The organism is Marinilabiliales bacterium, from assembly GCA_007695015.1.
Classification (GTDB): domain Bacteria; phylum Bacteroidota; class Bacteroidia; order Bacteroidales; family PUMT01; genus PXAP01.
This window is the reverse complement of the sequence record REEN01000029.1, coordinates 106,251-125,693: the sequence shown is the minus strand read 5'-3', so window position 1 is coordinate 125,693 and position 19,443 is coordinate 106,251. Positions and strand designations below refer to the sequence as shown.

Sequence of the window (19,443 nt, the reverse complement as noted above, 5' to 3'; positions counted from 1 at the left end):
ATGGAGAGGGCTTATTAGATCAACCGTACACGAATTCGCCGGCAAATGATCTTATTGTGAGCTTACTGCCGGATGATGCCTCGCAATGACCCACTATCTTTGCATCAACACCCAGGCTTCGTGAAATATCAATTATATCGTCTGCTATCCCGGGTGGCACATAAAGCTCAAAGCGGTGTCCCATGTTAAAGACCCTGTACATTTCATCCCAGGGGGTGCCTGACTCGTCCCTGATCAGTCTGAATAGCGGTGGTAAATCAAACATATTGTCCTTCACAACGTGAAGCTTATCAATGAAATTAAGCACCTTGGTCTGCCCGCCCCCGCTGCAGTGAACCATACCATGTATCTCCCTGCGAAATTGGCTGAGTACCCTTGCAATGACCGGTGCGTATGTGCGGGTGGGCGACAGCACAAGCCTTCCTGCATCCAGTCCGGTTCCCTCCACAAGATCAGTCAGTTTCAGCGAACCGCTGTAGACAAGTCCGGAAGGCATACCCGGGTCGAAACTATCGGGGTATTTTTCTGCCAGGTATGACCCGAACAGATCATGGCGGGCAGAGGTAAGACCATTGCTTCCCATTCCACCATTGTATTCCTTCTCCCAGACAGCCCTGCCAAAGGAGGAAAGCCCCACAATAACATCGCCTGCCGCTATGCGATCATTAGTGATCACCTCATCCCTTTTCATCCTGCAGGTGACCGTTGAATCTACTATAACTGACCTTACCAGGTCACCCACATCGGCAGTCTCACCACCTGTCGAGTATATCCCTATGCCCAGATCCCGCATTTCATTCAGAAACTCTTCAGTGCCATTTATTATAGCCGAAACAACCTCACCGGGCACAAGATTCCTGTTACGTCCGATGGTTGATGAAAGAATAATATTGTCTGTTGCACCCACACACAGAAGGTCGTCCAGGTTCATAACTATCGCATCCTGGGCTATCCCCTTCCATACATCCATATTGCCTGTCTCCTTCCAGTAAACCCAGGCCAGTGATGACTTGGTGCCGGCACCGTCTGCATGCATTATATTGCAGTAACCGGGATCACTCCCCAGGATATCGGGAATAATCTTGCAAAACGCATTAGTGAACAGCCCCTTGTCTATTCCGCTGATAGCCTTGTGTACATCTTCTTTTGAGGCTGACACGCCCCTTCTGTCGTATCTCGATTTTTCACCCATGCTCCTCTGTTTGGGATTCGCTAACCCGGTCCGTTGCCTGGCTTTTTTTGTTCCACCTTAACGAATAAAGGTCGGTCCGGCGGTCCTTCAGATTCCTCACCGACCCGTTCACATGCAGCTCCTTCAGCAGGTCAAGGTTGACATCAACAATAAGTGTCATCTCGGTATTAGGGGTAGCCTCACTGACTATCGTGTTTGTGGGAAAAGCAAAATCCGACGGGGAGAATACAGCCGATTGCGCATACTGAATATCCATATTGTTAACACGTGGCAGGTTGCCTACGCTTCCCGCAATGGCAACGTAGCATTCATTTTCGATTGCCCGGGCCTGGGCACAGTGCCTGACCCGGTTATACCCGTTCTGCGTATCAGTCAGGAACGGCACAAAAAGTATCTCCAGTCCCTGATCTGCCATAATCCGTCCGAGCTCGGGGAATTCCACATCGTAACAGATCAGCACGCCTATCTTTCCTGAATCGGTTTCAAACACCTTTATTGAATCTCCACCGGTCAATCCCCAGCTTGTAAGTTCGCTAGGGGTAATATGTATTTTGTACTGCATGTCCCACGAACCGTCACGGCGACACAGATAGGCTACATTATACAATTTCTCATCTTCATATACAGGCAGGCTTCCGCATATAATGTTAACATTGTAGCTGATGGCAAACTCAACGAATTTGCTCCTTATGGGTTCTGAATAGTTTGCCAGAGCCCTGATGGCATCCGATTCGGCCAGATGGTTGTACTTAGCCATCAGCGGGGCATTAAAGAATTCAGGGAACAAAATAAAGTCGCTCTGGTAATCACTTACTGCATCTATGAAAAATTCCATCTGCTCGATAAGAGCATCGACAGAAGCCAGGTGCCTCATCTGCCACTGAACCAGTCCGAGTCGCACAACGGACTTTTTCCTGCCGATGGCCCTCTCCTTCTCCTCGTAGTATATATTGTTCCACTCAATGAGCGTGGCAAATGTTTTTGATTCATTGTCAATAGGGAGATAGTTGCGTAATATCTTCTTGACATGAAAATTATTTGAGATCTGGAAAGTAAGAATCTGGTCATAAATCTCCTTCATCTCCACCTTCTCAATATACTGCTTGGGTGTAAGTTCCCCTGAATAGTCACTGTACCCGGGAATCCGTCCTCCGGCAATAACTGCACGCAGGTTCAGGTTTTCGCAAAGCTCCTTGCGTGCATCGTAAAGTCGTCTTCCAAGTCTCATATTCCGGAACCCGGGGTGAACAAATATATCTATTCCATACAGAACATCACCTTCCGGATCATGGGTCCCAAACCGGTAATTACCTGTTATCTGCTCATAAGTGTGGGAATCGCCGAACTGACTGTAATCTACAATGATAGACAGGGCACAGGCCACTACTTTCCCGTTTACTTCGACACAGATCTGGCCCTGAGGGAACAGGTTCATCAGTTTCTTCAGCTGGGAATACTTCCATACTGCGCCTCCGATACCCGAATAGGCAACCTTCATCGCCTCGGCTATGTCGTCATAGTCCTTCAGGGTCAAATTCCTCAGTATTACAGTGGTGTCTTTGCTCATAATCCCGCAAATGTACATAAAATTTTTTCTGCGTAAAGTTACACACAGACGCATGAAAAAATTTTATGGGAAAGCGAAGCGGTTCCTTCTGTAAGTCAAAATTTTGTATTTTCTAAACAAAATTTTGGCTGTTTTTTACAGGAGAAATATACAAAAATGATCAAATTAAATAAGTCCGGCAGCAAAAGCATGCTACAGAGGCCCGATCCTGCCATGTGACTCTACTGCGGAACATCCGGGTGAGGCGGATTGGTGAATTTATATTAATTTATCTCTTTTACTTTGTTATTTTTTTGAGCATTCAGTTATTTTGCTTTTATTTGCAGGCCTTTTTTTTATTTTCTCAAAACTATCGTACCATGAAGAATAAGTATGTCGATCTGATAGAGCAGACATTTGAATTTCCGCAAGAGGAGTTCATGGTAGAGGAAAATGAACTCTACTTTAACGGCATTCCACTGATGGATGTTATCAAGCAATACGGAACACCGCTCAAGGTTACTTATCTTCCCAGGATCGGCGAAAAGATCCAGAAGGCGAAGAAATGGTTTAATGTTGCCATTGCCAAGGCCGATTATAAGGGTGACTACCATTACTGTTACTGCACGAAAAGTTCGCATTTCTCCTTCGTTCTGGAAAAGGTCCTCGAGAACGACGTTCACCTGGAAACATCATCGGCATTTGACCTGAATATCATCGAAGAGCTTTATCAGACCGGACTTATAAACAAGGATATATATATCGTATGCAACGGGTTCAAAAGGCCCCAGTACATTGAAAATATTGCCGGTTTTATCAACGGCGGTTTCTCCAATACAATTCCGGTACTTGACAACATGTTTGAGCTCGACCAGCTCAACAAACTGATTAACACCAAATACAAAGTCGGCATAAGGATAGCTGCAGAGGAAGAACCCAAATTTGAATTCTACACCTCAAGGCTGGGCATCAGGTATAATGACATAATCTCATTCTACCAGGAAAAGATAAAACCCAACCCCAAACTTGAACTGAAGATGCTGCATTTCTTCATTAACACGGGCATTTCCGACAATGCCTATTACTGGAACGAGCTTTCCAAGTGTGTCAGTGTATATTGCGAACTCAAAAAAATATGCCCAGAACTGGACTCCCTCAACATAGGCGGCGGCTTCCCCATTAAAAATTCACTCTCGTTTGATTACGACTATGAATATATGGCAGAAGAAATAATTGCACAGATTAAGAATATATGTGACCGGAATGAAATACCCGAGCCGGACATTTTTACCGAATTCGGATCTTACACGGTAGCCGAAAGCAGCGCAGTCCTATACTCCATACTCGGACAAAAAAGACAGAATGACCGTGAAATCTGGAACATGATCGACTCCTCCTTCATGACCACATTACCTGATACATGGGCCCTGAACAAGAGGTTTATTCTTCTTGCGGTAAACAACTGGGATGAGGAGTATGAAAGGGTGTTTCTTGGGGGACTTACCTGTGACAGTGAAGATTATTATAATTCAGAAGCCCACGCCAATGCCATCTTCCTGCCAAAGATCAGGAACGGGGAGCCTCAGTATATCGGGCTTTTCCACACCGGTGCATACCAGGAATCGATCGGAGGCTATGGGGGAATTCAGCATTGCCTGATCCCTGCCCCGAAGCATATAATTATTGACCTTGATGAAGAGGGAGAGATTACAACAAAACTCTTTGCCAAGGAACAAAGCCATAAATCGATGCTAAAAATTCTTGGCTATTAGTGTTATTTAAAATCCATCTGGCATGACTAATTTCGGGGGACTCCCTGAGGAGTTTTCAAAAGAACAGACTGCAGCAATAGTTATACTGCCTGTTCCGTATGACGGAACAAGCACATGGATAAAGGGGGCTGACAAAGGTCCGCAGGCTATCAATGAAGCTTCTGCAAACATGGAGCTTTACGATATTGAAACTGATAGCGAGGTCTATCTCAGGGGTATCCATACAGCTGCACCCGTAACCGAAGCCTCGGGGCCTGAGAAGATGTCGGCTTCGGTTTACGAAAGAGCAGGGTATTACCTTGACAGGGGAAAATACCTGGTTGTAACAGGCGGGGAGCATTCCGTATCAATAGGCAGCATGAAAGCCTTTGCTGAAAGATACAATGAACTTACATTCCTTCAGATCGATGCTCACAGTGATATGAGGAATGAATACGAAGGGTCCGGACACAATCATGCCTGTGTCATGGCAAGAGCAAGTGAGATGGCACCGGTGGTACAGGTAGGTATCAGGGCTGTCGACTCGGCTGAGTTAAGCCTTATCAGCACAGAGAAGGTTTTCTTCGCCCACCAGATTCATGACAATGATAAATGGATGGACAGGGCTGTCAGCATGCTCACTGAAAATGTATACCTTACAATAGACCTGGATGCGCTTGACCCGTCAATAATGCCTTCGACCGGCACTCCCGAACCGGGTGGTATGGGATGGTATCAGACACTTGAATTCATCAGGAGGGTAATCGCTTCCAAAAATCTTGTCGGGTTCGATGTTGTCGAACTTTGTCCTTCAAGAGATAATAAGGCACCGGATTTTCTGGCGGCAAAGCTTATCTACAGAATATTAAGCATGCAATTTGCAAAAGAAAGAACATAAATCAAAAGATAACATAAAATGGAAAAGAAAGATTTTCTGAAAGACACGGTAAAGCACGTCGACATCAAAACATTCGATGCTACGCCCATTATCGAATCAATGCGTGACATGTCTTTTACATCGCGCGACACTGCGTCTGCAGCCGACATATATACAAGGATGCTCAGGGAGGACGGCTGCTCGGTAATCCTGACCCTTGCCGGAAGCACAAGTGCTGGAGGCTGCATGCAGGTATACGTTGATATGGTTAAAAGCAATATGGTAGACGCCATTGTGGCCACAGGGGCGTCAATTGTGGATATGGACTTTTTCGAGGCGCTGGGCTTTAAGCATTACAAGGGCTCACCGGATGCCGATGACAAACAGCTCAGGGAATTCTATATTGACAGGATATACGACACCTATATTGATGAGGAGGAGTTGCAGATATGTGACCATACGGTAAAGGAGATTGCAGACCGCATGGAGCCGGGGGCTTATTCATCAAGGGAGTTTATCAGGGAAATGGGCAGGTACCTTGTCGACAACTCAAAGAAAAAGGATTCTCTTGTGCAGGTTTGTTTTGAAATGAATGTGCCGATATTCTGCCCGGCCTTTACTGACAGCAGTGCAGGATTTGGCCTGGTGAAACATCAGTGGGACAATCCGGCCAGGCACATAGCCATTGATTCTGTCAAGGATTTCCTGGAACTGACAAGAATAAAAATGGCCGCACCTGCTACCGGCCTCTTTATGATCGGTGGAGGGGTGCCTAAAAACTTTACACAGGATACCGTGATCTGTGCAGAAATACTCGGCAAGGATGTTGAGATGCACAAATATGCAATCCAGATTACGGTAGCAGATGCAAGAGACGGAGCCTGCTCAAGTTCTACGCTGAAGGAAGCCTCCTCCTGGGGTAAGGTTGACACTGTATATGAACAGATGGTATATGCCGAAGCAACATCAGTGCTTCCATTGATAGCAAGTTACCTTTATCACAAAGGCGACTGGAGGGCACGCACCAGAAAAGAGTGGTCGAAAATGCTCGATAAAATTACGGCCGGGAGCCAGGGGTAGAGAACGTGCATGGCACTTTCACTGATCCGGGAGCGGATTATTGATAATCTGTCGAAAGGACTTCAAACTCCGTGCGCCGGTTTATCTGGTGCGCGGTTTCTCGCATCTCTTCAGTTTCGAGCGACTCTATATATTCTTCAGTAAGCACTGTGCCTTCCGGGAGGAACGGGTAGACCTCAGCCAGGCGCTCATCAACAATCCTGGGGCGGGATTTGCCGTATCCTGCAGCCACAAGCCTGTCTGCTGCTATCCCGTTTTCGATAAGGTAATCTACTACAGATTGTGCTCGCCTTTGTGAGAGATTTAAGTTGAAATCGGCGCCGCCCCTTGAATCAGTATGTGATGCAAGTTCAATAGTAATGTGCGGGTTGTCGTTAAGGATCTCCACCAGCCTGTCAAGGGCTACCATCGATTCCGGACGGAGGTCCCACCTGGCAAAATCGTAGAATATATCGCCAAGCTCGATTGGCCTCGCAAACGACTGGATATCAATTGAAACAGAAAAATCCTCGCTGCGATCAAGTCCCCGTGTCGAAACCCCGGCTTTATCAGTGAGATATCCCTCATAAGATGCAAGAAATACATAATCGGCTCCCGGACGGAGCATAAACCTGAAATCTCCTTTATCACCGGTTGTTACGCGAAGTATGGAACCATCGCTGCCAACCATCTGAACCCTTGCCCCAGGCATCTCATCGCCGGTTTCAATGTCCCTTACAACACCTGAAACATTGAAACTAAGCGGGGGCATATAAAAAGAGAAAATATTGTCAACACTGCGCCTTCCCCTGTTTGAACTGAAATACCCCCTCTCAGCATTCCTTTCGAACACTATTCCGAAGTCATCGGAAGGAGAGTTAATGGGATAGCCCATGTTGGATACACTCCAGCCTCCTTCTTCATTAACGACTGCCCTGAAAATATCCAGTCCGCCCATTCCGGGATGTCCGTTCGACGAGAAATAGAGTGATCCGTCATGGTGGATATACGGAAACACTTCATCTCCTTCCGTATTGATATCCGGGCCAAGGTTTATGGGTTCGCCCCACGGACTGTTTTCATTGTCCCGGGTGACTTTCCATATATCCTTTCCTCCGATCCCTCCGGGAATATCAGAAACAAAATAAAGCGTCAACCGGTCAGGTGAAATTGCAGGATGGGCTGCAACAAGGGTATCGGGGACGAGTTCCAGCACTTCGGGCCTGCTCCAGCCACTGCCACTGCGTTTAGCATGATATATCTGGCATCCGTTGTTCCTTCTGCGCACAGCCTTGCAACTGGTGAAGTACATCTCCATGTAATCCGGTGTGAAAGAAGGAGTGCCTTCATCAAATTCCGAATTGATACCTTCAACCGGTGAAGGGCTGCTCCAGATACCCTGCCGGTCCTTCCTTGATTCATAGATATTGGCAAAGTATTCACCTGTAGCTCCATGCCTGATGCCATTCTCGCCCTTTCTTGCCGATGTGAAATATACCAGGGTGTAATCCTCGCTTGCAAATGCAGGAGAATAATCGCTCTCCCTGGAATTGAAAAAATTCACCTCATCTATTTCATAGGGAGATGGATTTTCAATCCAGTACATGGCAAGTTCTACCGATTTTATCCCGGCCTCTCCCCTGGGATCACCCGGAACCAGTTCACTGAATATTTCGAACTGTTCAATGGCCTCCTCATACTTCTCATTCATCTTAAGGGCCTCGGCATAGTACCAGTGTACCTCCGGATTATCGTAATTCCGGTTTATTGCCCTTCTGAACCAGTTTTCTGCCAGCCGGGCCTCTGAAAGCTTAAAATAGCACCGGGCTATCTTGAATACTATCTCGGTTCGCAGATCCCGGTCATTTATGGCAGAGTATGCATTCCTGTACAGGTCAACTGCCTCATAATACTCACCGGCTGCATACGCACTTTCAGCCCGGTCCAGGCGCCTTGACTGCCCTGACATGTCAATACATATCAGAAGACCGGCAATGACAAGCAGCATGAAACATGATCTCATACCAGGAATCTTTTTTGTGTTAACATGTAAAAGTAGATATTTTTCTCTAATCCCATCACGAGGATTGACTGGAATTAAACTATCTGCCCCCTTTGTTTCAATACCGGCTTATATAACAAAACCGGGACACAAAATATTGTCCCGGTTTGCACACTTATGAAAAATACAACCTAACCTTATCTCTTTACCTGATGAAAAGCAGCTCCCTGTATTTGGGCAGCGGCCATAACTCATCATCAACTATCATTTCCAGGTGATCTATCTGATAACGTATCTCATCGAGGTACGGTTTAACTTTATCGGCATAGATCCTTGCTTTGCCCCCTATGTCATCGATAACATTTGCCTTTCTTCGTTCGTCTATCATGTTGTTAACCTTGATGTTTACCATGGCGGCACGGCTCGATATCTCCCGGATAGATGCAAGCTGAGTGCCTGCCAGTTTTTCAAAATCTTTCTCTGCAAAGAGTTCTTTCAAACCTTTTACGTTTTTTATCAGAACATTCTGGTACTTGTAAACAGTTGGAAGAATATGATTGACCGACAGGTCTCCGAGGACTCTCGCCTCAATCTGAAGTTTCTTGGTGTATTTCTCAATGTCAATTTCAAGCCGCGCATCAAGCTCACGGGGGGTTAAAACATTCATTTCAGAAAAAAGAGCCTTTGATTTATCAGCAACCATGGCAGAAAGAGCGTCAAGAACATCATCCACATTCGTAAGGCCTCTCTTCTCAGCCTCTTTTTTCCATTCATCAGAGTAATTATTCCCGTCAAACCTGACCATCTTTGATGAAACGATGAACTGCTTGATGACCTGGAAGACAGCCTCATCTTTCTTTACACCCTTTTCAACGAGTTTATCAACTTCGTTTTTAAACTCCTTAAGCTGGCTGGCAACTATGGTGTTGAGAGCTATCATCGGGGATGCAACATTTGTTGATGCGCCTACGGCCCTGAACTCAAACCGGTTACCCGTAAATGCAAAAGGCGAAGTACGGTTACGGTCAGTATTGTCGGGCATTATCTCAGGTATCTTTCCAACATCCAGTTTCAGCTCGGTTTTTTCATCGGGACTCATCTTCTTTCCGGAAACCCTTGCCTCAAGCTCATCCAGCACCTTATTCATCTCGCTTCCGAGGAAAACCGACATTATTGCCGGTGGTGCCTCGGCTGCTCCAAGCCTGTGCTCATTACCGAGAGAAACTATACTTGACCTGAGCAGATCCTGGTATTCGAAAACCCCCTTGATCACAGAAACGAAAAAGGCCAGAAACAGCATATTGGTCTTCGGGGTCTTACCCGGCGCGAACAGATTTGTACCGCTGTCTGTAATAATCGACCAGTTACAGTGCTTGCCCGATCCGTTGACATCCTTATAGGGCTTTTCATGGAAAAGAACCTTGAAGTTGTGCCGTTTGGCAACACGTTTCATTATTGTCATCAGAAGCTGGTTGTGGTCAACCGCTAGATTTACCTCCTCAAATACCGGGGCACATTCGTACTGGTTGGGTGCAACTTCATTGTGTCGGGTCTTAACCGGTATGCCGAGCTTATAGGCCTCAATCTCAAATTCGCGCATGAACGCCGACACCCTCATCGGTATGTACCCGAAGTAATGGTCAGCCAGCTGCTGGTCCTTTGCTGAAGAGTGCCCCATAAGGGTCCTGTCAGTAAGCTTGAGGTCGGGCCTTGCATTAAAGAGGGCATCATCGACGAGGAAATATTCCTGTTCACAACCAAGTCCGATATAAACTTTTGACACACTCTTGTCAAAATAGTTGCACAGTTCAACAGCAGTTTTGTCAACAGCTTCGATTGATTTAAGCAACGGTGTCTTGTAATCAAGCGAATCCCCCTTGAAAGAAATGTAAACAGAAGGGATACAAAGGGTGCTGCCCATTACAAAAGCAGGCGATGACGGGTCCCACGCCGTATAACCACGGGCTTCAAAGGTATTTCTCATTCCGCCGCTTGGTAAGCTGGATGCATCAGGCTCCTGCTGCACAAGATTGCCGCCGTCAAAATTTTCTATTACAGAAACATCCGAAGAAGGCTCGAAAAATGCATCGTGTTTCTCTGCAGTGGCGCCGGTCAGGGGATGGAACCAGTGTGTGTAGTGGGTAGCCCCACGGTCAACAGCCCAGGCTTTCATGCCTGAAGCGATCTGGTTTGAGACCTTACGGTCGACTTTTGTACCCTTGTCAATTGCTTCCATAACACTGGCAAAAGCCTCTTGCGAAAGATATTCCTGCATCTTCCTTCTGTTGAAAACATTAACACCAAAATATTCTGAGGTCTTGCCGGCCGGAAACTTAACTTCCTGCGGATACCGGGAGCTTGATTTTTCCACGGCACTGAAACGGAGTGTACCCATTAGCGGTTTGTTTTTAAATTATACAAATAATCAAAATTGTTTTTCGGGTCAAATATATATATTTTTTCTTACACCCCCCTGCTTTTTCTCTTTTTTCTATTTATTTTATTATTTTTTTGTACACACCCCCTCTTTTATGACCCTTTATTGTGCTTATTTTTCTTTTTTCGGGCTTCCCGACAATTCTCGTCAATAACAACATCTGAAATTTGCAATACCAAAAAGCCGGTACCAAAAATGTGGTACCGGCTGAAATCTTATAATAACCTTATTCTATCTATTTCCTTACTTCCTGTATATAGTATTTGTAGAACAGGGGAATGGTCTCGATCCCTTTGTAAAAATTCCACAGGGGGTAGTTCTCATTGGGTGAGTGTATTGCATCGCTCTCGAGTCCGAATCCCATAAGGATAGACTTTACCCCGAGAACCTTCTCAAAAAGACTGATTATGGGTATGCTCCCACCGCTTCTGAAAGGAATCGGCTTTTTCCCGAAGGTATCTTCATAAGCCTGGCTTGCTGCCCGGTAGGCCGGATGATCAACAGGAGAAACATAACCCTGTCCCCCATGCAAAAGCCTTGCATTTACCCTTACACCCGGCAGTGCAATAGACTCAAAGTGGGCTTTGAACATCTCATCCACCTTACGGTAGTCCTGGTCGGGGACAAGCCTCATTGAGATCTTTGCATATGCTTTTGAGGGCAGGATGGTTTTTGCTCCTTCGCCCGTATATCCTCCCCAGATACCATTAACATCAAGCGAAGGCCTTGTGCCGGTCCGTTCCATTGTCGAGTAACCCGCTTCCCCCCCAAGCTCATCCACATCGATCTCTTTTTTGTACTGCTCTTCATCGAAGGGAGCTCCTGCCATTCCCTTTCGCTCCTCATCACTGGCTTCAATAACGTCGTCATAGAATCCGGGGATGGTTATCCGGCCATTCTCATCGGTAAGTGAGGCTATCATTTTGGCAAGGGCATTTACCGGATTCACGACAGCTCCGCCATAGAGACCGGAATGAAGATCACGGTTCGGACCTGTTACTTCAACCTCCATATAGCTCAACCCCCTCAAACCGGTGGTAATTGAGGGCACATCCCGTCCGATCATGCTTGTATCGGACACAAGGATGACATCGGACTTCAGTTTACCGGCATTCGCCTCACAAAATTTTCCCAGGCTTGGAGAACCGATCTCCTCCTCGCCCTCGATCATGAATTTCACGTTGCATGGCAATATCCCGTTGTTAACCATGTATTCAAATGCCTTTACATGCATGAACAGCTGGCCCTTGTCGTCATCAGAGCCCCTTCCCCATATCCTGCCGTCACGTATCTCCGGCTCGAACGGGGGAGATTTCCAGAGATCGAGAGGTTCTGCCGGTTGTACATCATAGTGACCATAGACCATGACCACAGGCAGTGAAGGGTCTGTGATCTTTTCAGCATATACAACCGGGTGTCCGTCCGTAGCAATTACCTCGGCATTATCGGCTCCGGCCTCCAGCAATGACTTTTTGATATATTCGGTTGCACGTTGCATGTCCGGCTTATTCTCACTTTTTGAGCTCACTGAGGGGATCCTGATCAGACCGAACAGCTCATCAAGAAACCGGTCCTTGTTTTTTTCAATAAAAACATTAATATTTTCCATGGTATTTATATGAGTTTAGGTCAAAGATAACCAAACCACCTTAAAAAGCCGACCAAAAAAAACCATCATTCATTTCCTCCGGCAAAAGTGGCAGCAGCTATTTCAAGTTCACGGTAATAATCCGACCCGAACCTGCGCAAAAGGCCTTCTTTGCAGAAAGCAAAAACCGGGACTCCCAGTTTTTCACCATTGACGATCGCAGGCTTGCAAACCGGCCACCGGTCGTAGTTGACAGCGGTAAAACTCTCATACTCCTTAACCCTTACAGGATACAGATGGCATGACACCGGTTTGCGGAAAGGAACAGCACCCTCTGACCAGGCCTTCTCAATCGCACACCTGGCAATCCCATTATCGAAAACAGCATAAACGCACTCTTTACCGCCAAGAAGAGGCGTTACCTTCTCACCGTCACTCTCGTCAGTCACATAGGTCCCTTCAGATTCGATAGCAGCCACTGATTCGCTCCGCAAATAGGGTTTAAGAACCGGAAAAATACTGTCCAGAAGGGGCAGCTCATCATCCAGCAGGGGAGCTCCGGCATCTCCCTGTACACAGCATGCTCCCAGGCATTTTTCAAGATTACATACAAATTTTTCTTCAAGCAATGAGAGTGCCAGTACTTTATCACCTGTCTGCAGCATGCCGGTCATTTCACAAGAACTTTACCGGTCATCTCTTCCGAAGCAGGCAAACCCATCATATACAGAAGGGTGGGAGCGACGTCTGCAAGTATCCCGTCCTCTACCGCTGTGAACCTGTCAGATACAACAATGCAGGGCACCGGGTTCAGAGAATGCGCCGTATTGACCGATCCGTCATTGTTAAGTGCATTGTCGGCATTTCCGTGGTCGGCTATGATCATACATTCGTAGCCGTTATCAGCGGCAGCCTTTACAACACTGCCAACGCAACGGTCCACTGTTTCGACCGCTTTGCGGATGGACTCATAGACGCCCGAATGGCCGACCATATCGCAGTTTGCAAAATTGAGACAGATAAAATCAAATTTCTTATTGTTAAGCACGGTAACAACAGCATCAGTAACCTCAGGGGCGCTCATCTCAGGCTTAAGGTCATAGGTGGCTACTTTTGGTGAGGGGATAAGTATTCTCTCCTCATTCTCAAACTCCTTTTCACGCCCGCCGGAGAAGAAGAAGGTAACGTGGCCGTATTTTTCGGTTTCGGCTATCCGCAATTGCTTCAGGCCAGCTGCCGAAACTATCTCCCCCATCGTATTGGTGAGGTTTTCCTTGTCAAACATAATCTTCACACCCCTGAAGGTATCATCATACCTGGTCATTGTAACGTAGTGAAGCGGCATGGTCTTCATATCGTGATCAGGAAAGTCCTTCTGCGTAAGCGCCATGGTTATCTCCCTAAGCCTGTCGGTACGGAAATTGAAGCATATTACAACATCATCAGGGCTGATATTTCCCACGGGATCGCCTGAATCATCAACCATAACAACTGGCCTGATGAATTCGTCTGTTACGTTTTCGTCGTAGGACTCCTGAATCGATTTGAGAATGTCGGTCGATTTTTTTCCTTTACCGTCGACAAGCAGGTCATAGGCCTCCTTGACCCTCTCCCATCTCTTGTCCCTGTCCATCGCATAATACCTGCCAACCAGCGATGCTATCCTCCCGTTTGATTTTCCGAGATGATCCTGAAGGTTTTTCACAAACCCGTATCCGCTTTTCGGATCAGTATCACGGCCATCGGTAAAAGCATGGATATATACCTTGTCAAGCCCGTATTCACCGGTAATATCACAAAGCTTGTAAAGGTGCCTGTCGGATGAATGCACTCCTCCGTCACTTACCAGTCCCAGAAAATGCACTGCCTTGTCATTATCCTTTGCATATGCCATGGCCTCTTTGAGTACTGGATTATCAGATATGCTGTCATCCTCAATTGCAAGGTTTATCCTGACAAGGTCCTGGTAAACTCTCCTGCCTGCCCCGATATTGAGGTGCCCGACTTCGGAGTTCCCCATCTGACCCTCCGGCAGACCAACATTCTCACCCGATGCATGCAGGCTTGAAAAAGGGTACTTTGCCGAAAGGCGGTCCATTACAGGAGTGTCGGAGTTATAAATCAGGTCGGAGCGTGACTTGTCACCGATACCCCACCCGTCAAGTATAATCAGAATTGTTCTTTTGTTTTCCATAATTTATTATATGCTCTCATTAAAAAATATCCTGCAAAATTATTCTTTTTAATTCAGGTAAAAAACCGCAGGCAAAATAATTTACGGTTCTCCGGCATGGGCCCTGACAGCAATGTCCTGGGAAGCATGGCCGGGCTGACATAATATGGCAGTGATCCTGGGACGCAAAAGTCCAGGTGATTATATCCCGATTTGATCACTGTTTTTTGATCGTTGGAAAGGTTTAATTACTTTTGGTCCCGTTTGCATTAAGCCCATAAATGAACTGCGGATCAATGTATATCTTATGACGGAGAACAAAAAACCAGGAATTGAACAGCTCCGGGACGACAAAACCTATTGTCTTGTAAGAACGCTCAAACATGACGAAATTGTGGAATTTGTCACCGCAGAACTAAAAAAGTTCAGGTGGCCTATTGTCACCTTCTACATTTTCAACTCTGTCCTGCTGCTGATCATAACCGCTATTACTGCAGCCAATGTGTTTCATGAGGTTATACCGTGGAGGGCACATCTTACGGGCCTTTTGGCAGGGACAGCAGCCGGCATACTGTTTGTCATCCCTTTTCATGAGGGGCTGCACGGACTGGCATACCGGATAGCAGGTGCAGGAAAGATCAGGTATGGAATGGATCTCCGGCAGATGCTGTTTTATGCCAGTGCTCCGGGGTTTGTTGCCGGAAGGAATGATTTTATGATTGTGGCATTCCTTCCCTTTATCGTTATAAACCTCTTCTTTTTTGCTTTTATAATAACCGGCCAGCAGTTCATGCAATGGGCATCCCTGGTGGCTATGCTAATGCACAGCACTATGTGTATCGGTGATTTTGCAATGATTAATTTCATGGCAGGGTTCTCCGGGAAGGATATTTACACCTATGATGATCCCGGATCAGAAACAAGTTACTTTTATATCCGCAACCGGGTTTAAAGTCAGTTTTTTTATTAGTTTTGCAAATCCCGCCCTGATTAATTTAGCACCGAAGTTAATGAAAGTCCCCTTTAAATTGGCGGCACTGTTGCTGCTGTTGGGTCCATTGCTGGGAGAACAGGCTGCCGGACAGACCCCGGGGAAGGAACCTCTCCGGCAGGAGGAGCTTATAAGACTGCTTGAAGAAAAACACTCGACCAGGATATTTTACAGACAGGAATGGCTGCTGGAAAGTGCAGCCGGACCGGAAATCCTTGAAATGCCTATTGAGAGGGCAGTATCAGTACTTTCCCGGAACAATAACCTCTCAGTCTACCGGATTGACAACTACTATGTCCTTGCACCGGGCAGTGACCTGGCATCCCGTCACACTACCCCCGATGAAACCACCGTTGCCATTGGTAATCCTCTCGAATACGGGCGCTTCCCAATTGTAAGCCTGTACGGCACCATATCTGACGGTCAGACCGGCGAACCCCTTGCAGGTGCTGTCATATACAGTCAGAGATCAGGAACGGGGGTGCCGGCAGGACCGGACGGCCACTTTTCCCTGAACCTCCCTCCGGGTGAACACCGGATCAGTATCAGCTTTGTAGGCTATGAGACTTCAGCTCGCAGGTTATATCTGTACAGTCCGGGAGAATTTGATTTCGAATTATTTGAGGAGAGCCTGCAGCTTGATGAGGTCACAATAATGGCACAGAGGGCAGAGTCAAATATCACACGCACCAGGATGAGTATGATAAGCCTGGACTCGAAAATGCTGAGGGAGCTGCCGGGAAGCATGGGAGAGCAGGATATTATCAGGAGCATGAGCCTGCTGCCCGGTATATCAACCGTAGGTGAATTCGGCACCGGGTTTAATGTGCGCGGGGGCAGTGCCGACCAGAACCTGGTACTGCTTGAGGAGGTTCCCCTGTTCAATTCCTCTCATCTCTTCGGACTTACATCGGTGGTGAACCCCGACATGGTAACCGGCGTGACAATGACAAAGGCAGGTATCCCTGCCAGGTACGGGGAAAGGGCTGCATCAGTCATGGATATAAGGATCAGGCCGGATGATGTAACCGGCACCAGCCTTACCGGCGGGATCGGACTGCTCAACAGCAGGGCCCATCTTAAAACCCCCCTTTTTTCTGAAAATATCATCTTTTCTGCAGGAGCGCGCACCTCGTGGTCGGACTGGCTACTGGGCAGGATACCCGACGAGGACCTCATGAACAGTTCAGCAGGGTTTTACGATCTTACCGGTACACTGGCCTTTTCAATCAATCCGAAAAATACAATCACAATCTTCGGATACAACAGCGCCGACCGCTTCGCATTTGCCGGGAACAGCGATCATGCCTACGGCAATACACTCGGGGCGATAAGGCTTAACTCGATTGCCGGGGAAAAAATTTCATTCAGCATCAATGCAGGTTTCAGCAACTACAACTACGAGGTTATTGAAAGCGATGAGTTGAGGCCATCGGCGGCTTACCGCCTTAATTCGGCTATCAGTTACCGGAGTCTTAAAAGTAATTTCATGTACTTTCCCGATCCCGATCACAACATAGAATTCGGATTCAATGCAATCCATTATTATACCGATCCCGGCAACCTCACCCCATACGGTCCCGGTTCGGATATCATCCCAGTGGCAGTTGACAACGGACAGGCTGTTGAACTGGCAGCTTACGTGAGCGATAATTTTACACTTACACCGTCGGTCAGCATCGAAGCCGGCCTGAGGTACTCCCGTTACTTCAGGCTTGGTGAAGCAACGGTCTACCTTTATGAACAGGGGGTGCCCCGGACAACAGCTTCAATAACCGACACGTTGCATTTTGGCGCCAACGAGATCGTAAAAAGCTACGGTGGCCCCGAACCGAGGCTGGGTGTCAGGTATATTCTTGACGGGGAAAGCTCGGTTAAAGCAAGCTATAACAGAATTCACCAGTATATCAACCTGATCTCGAATACATCAATAATTACACCCTCCGATACCTGGAATCTAAGCGACACACATCTCAAACCCCTTAAAAGCGACCATTATGCGCTGGGATACTTCAGGAATTTCAGCAACAACAGTGTTGAAACTTCCGTCGAGCTTTACTATAAAAGGCTTTACAATGTAACTGAGTACAAAGAAGGTGCGCAGATCATACTGAACGAAAGACCTGAGACCGACCTGATAAATGCAAAGGGGCACAATTACGGTATCGAGCTCTATGCAAGGAAGAACAGCGGGAGACTGACCGGATGGGCCAGTTACACACTTTCAGCTTCGATCAGAAGGTCCGGTGAGGAGCACCCTGAAAACAGAATTAACCGCAACGAGTATTTCCCTTCAAACTATGACAAGCCACACGACTTCTCTGCAAATCTTAATTACAATATAACCAGGAGGTGGATCCTGGGCGGCACCTTTGCCTACAGCTCGGGAAGGCCGGTAACCCTCCCGGAGCTTTATTTCTATCATGGAAACACCATGCTGGTGCGCTATTCAGACCGCAACGCTTACAGGCTGCCGGACTACCACAGGCTTGACCTTTCGCTGACCCTGCTGGAAAACCTGAGGACCGACAGGCGGGGCAAGGGACACTGGACATTTTCTGTTATCAATGTTTACGGCAGGAAGAATGCCTATTCGGTCTTTTATGAGAGGAATGACATGACATCAGGTTCAAGGTCAAACCTGTTCAGCCTGTACAAACTTTATATAATCGGGCGGCCACTGCCTACCCTCACCTATAATTTCACCTTCTGATGAAGAGATATATATTATATATCACCTCAATTGCCGTTATGCTCCTGCAGGCTGTTCTGCCGTCCTGCCGCGAGATATACAACCATGTGCCAAACATCGCTGAAGATGCGATAGTCGTTGACGGGCTTCTGTCAGACCATCCCGGCCCCCATCTTATCAGGCTTACCGGCATTGAGATGATCGAGACAAGTGATCCGGACAACCCGCATTCGCCAGTAAACGAAGGCATCCCTGATTATATAAAGGGAGCATCCGTGATCGTTGCTGATGATGCCGGCAACCAGTTCATATTCAGCGAAGAGGCACCGGGGCGTTACTATTCGGACAGCACGCTGAGGGCCGTTGAAGGGATGAGTTACACTCTTCATATAACCACTTCCAATGGTCATGTTTACCTCTCTTCTCCACAGCAACTACCTGAACCTGTTACCATGGATACCCTGATCGCAATGAATACATACAGGGAAAGGCTGGTGCTGTCAAACCAGGGGACATATTACATCGAAAGGATACACGGACTTGAAATAGTAGCCGACATCAGCGGCAGCAGCAATAACCGTCTGCTGTTCAGGGTTATTCCACAATACCTTTTGCTGTACACCGAGACCTTTGCCAACCATCAGAACTATTTATGGAAGAAGCTGTACATGCCCGATAATATAAATATAAATATTGAGGCCTTTGAACAGGAGACTGCCGTTGTGAGAAACCATGAGGTCGCCTTCATGTCGCTGAGGGAACAGGATATGTATATCGACAGGGAACAAAATTTTGACCCGCACAGAAGAATACTGCTCCTGAGCCTCTTCTCCCTTAATGAGGACTCCTGGAGTTTTTACCACTCGGCGCACGGACAGATCCGTTCGGAGGGCAGGCTTTTTGACCCGATGGCAAAGCAGCTTCCGTCCAATATATATTGCGAATCCGATCCAGGCAGGCTGGCACTGGGTCTGTTTGAAGTATCGCGGGCCACAAAGAAGACCTTCGTGGTAGTCGAGACACCATGGCAGGATTACTACCCTTTGAGGGAAACAGAGGATCTGCATCATATACCTGATTTCGGAAAGATTTTCTTTGACCCTCCCGGTTTCTGGGTTGACCGGTAAACATTGCA

Annotated in this window: 13 protein-coding genes; 6 read left to right on the top strand and 7 right to left on the bottom strand. The window is 47.1% G+C overall.

Annotation, left to right across the window (positions count from 1 at the left end):
- Positions 1 to 19: 19 nt before the first annotated feature.
- Together EA408_02610 and EA408_02605 are read right to left on the bottom strand one after the other, a co-directional pair.
- Positions 20 to 1,192 (bottom strand): phosphoribosylformylglycinamidine cyclo-ligase, encoded by a 1,173-nt coding sequence (locus EA408_02610; GenBank protein TVR74614.1) that lies wholly within the window; start codon positions 1,190 to 1,192, stop codon positions 20 to 22.
- Positions 1,185 to 2,759, bottom strand: a complete 1,575-nt coding sequence (locus EA408_02605) for a GNAT family N-acetyltransferase (GenBank protein ID TVR74613.1) — start codon at positions 2,757 to 2,759, stop codon at positions 1,185 to 1,187. Before EA408_02605 ends, EA408_02610 begins: the two co-directional genes overlap by 8 nt.
- Before the next feature lie 359 nt (positions 2,760 to 3,118).
- On the opposite strand from EA408_02605, the gene EA408_02600 reads away from it, so the two are divergent.
- From EA408_02600 to EA408_02590, 3 genes are read left to right on the top strand one after another with little or no spacing between them, the layout of a single operon-like run.
- A complete protein-coding gene (locus tag EA408_02600; protein TVR74612.1) occupies positions 3,119 to 4,510 on the top strand; it encodes an arginine decarboxylase in 1,392 nt (463 codons plus the stop codon).
- Between the two features lie 22 nt (positions 4,511 to 4,532).
- Positions 4,533 to 5,387: an agmatinase gene (gene speB / locus EA408_02595; GenBank protein TVR74611.1), complete on the top strand. Its 855-nt coding sequence runs from the start codon at positions 4,533 to 4,535 to the stop codon at positions 5,385 to 5,387.
- Positions 5,388 to 5,405: 18 nt separating this feature from the next.
- Positions 5,406 to 6,446 carry a deoxyhypusine synthase gene (locus EA408_02590; protein ID TVR74610.1) on the top strand — a complete coding sequence of 347 codons (1,041 nt, stop codon included), beginning with the start codon at positions 5,406 to 5,408 and terminating at the stop codon, positions 6,444 to 6,446.
- A 37-nt stretch (positions 6,447 to 6,483) separates the two neighbouring features.
- Here the strand turns inward: EA408_02590 and EA408_02585 are convergent, their stop codons facing one another.
- From EA408_02585 to EA408_02565, 5 genes are all read right to left on the bottom strand, one after another.
- On the bottom strand, positions 6,484 to 8,448 hold the full coding sequence (locus EA408_02585) for a hypothetical protein (GenBank protein TVR74609.1): 1,965 nt from the start codon (positions 8,446 to 8,448) through the stop codon (positions 6,484 to 6,486).
- Positions 8,449 to 8,632: 184 nt separating this feature from the next.
- A complete protein-coding gene (locus tag EA408_02580) occupies positions 8,633 to 10,822 on the bottom strand; it encodes a glutamine synthetase type III (GenBank protein TVR74608.1) in 2,190 nt (729 codons plus the stop codon).
- A gap of 277 nt (positions 10,823 to 11,099) precedes the next feature.
- The gene (locus tag EA408_02575) at positions 11,100 to 12,473 is read right to left on the bottom strand and encodes a dipeptidase (protein ID TVR74607.1); all 1,374 of its coding nucleotides are present in this window, start codon (positions 12,471 to 12,473) and stop codon (positions 11,100 to 11,102) included.
- A 65-nt stretch (positions 12,474 to 12,538) separates the two neighbouring features.
- Positions 12,539 to 13,117, bottom strand: a complete 579-nt coding sequence (locus EA408_02570; GenBank protein TVR74649.1) for a DUF3109 family protein — start codon at positions 13,115 to 13,117, stop codon at positions 12,539 to 12,541.
- Positions 13,118 to 13,122: 5 nt separating this feature from the next.
- On the bottom strand, positions 13,123 to 14,646 hold the full coding sequence (locus EA408_02565) for a 2,3-bisphosphoglycerate-independent phosphoglycerate mutase (GenBank protein ID TVR74606.1): 1,524 nt from the start codon (positions 14,644 to 14,646) through the stop codon (positions 13,123 to 13,125).
- Positions 14,647 to 14,932: 286 nt separating this feature from the next.
- Between EA408_02565 and EA408_02560 the strand changes: the two genes are divergently transcribed.
- From EA408_02560 to EA408_02550, 3 genes are read left to right on the top strand one after another with little or no spacing between them, the layout of a single operon-like run.
- Positions 14,933 to 15,577 carry a DUF3267 domain-containing protein gene (locus EA408_02560; protein TVR74605.1) on the top strand — a complete coding sequence of 215 codons (645 nt, stop codon included), beginning with the start codon at positions 14,933 to 14,935 and terminating at the stop codon, positions 15,575 to 15,577.
- Positions 15,525 to 18,329 carry a TonB-dependent receptor gene (locus EA408_02555; protein ID TVR74604.1) on the top strand — a complete coding sequence of 935 codons (2,805 nt, stop codon included), beginning with the start codon at positions 15,525 to 15,527 and terminating at the stop codon, positions 18,327 to 18,329. Before EA408_02560 ends, EA408_02555 begins: the two co-directional genes overlap by 53 nt.
- Positions 18,329 to 19,435 (top strand): DUF4249 domain-containing protein, encoded by a 1,107-nt coding sequence (locus tag EA408_02550; protein TVR74603.1) that lies wholly within the window; start codon positions 18,329 to 18,331, stop codon positions 19,433 to 19,435. The genes EA408_02555 and EA408_02550 overlap by 1 nt, the downstream gene beginning before the upstream one ends.
- The last annotated feature ends 8 nt before the right edge of the window (positions 19,436 to 19,443 follow it).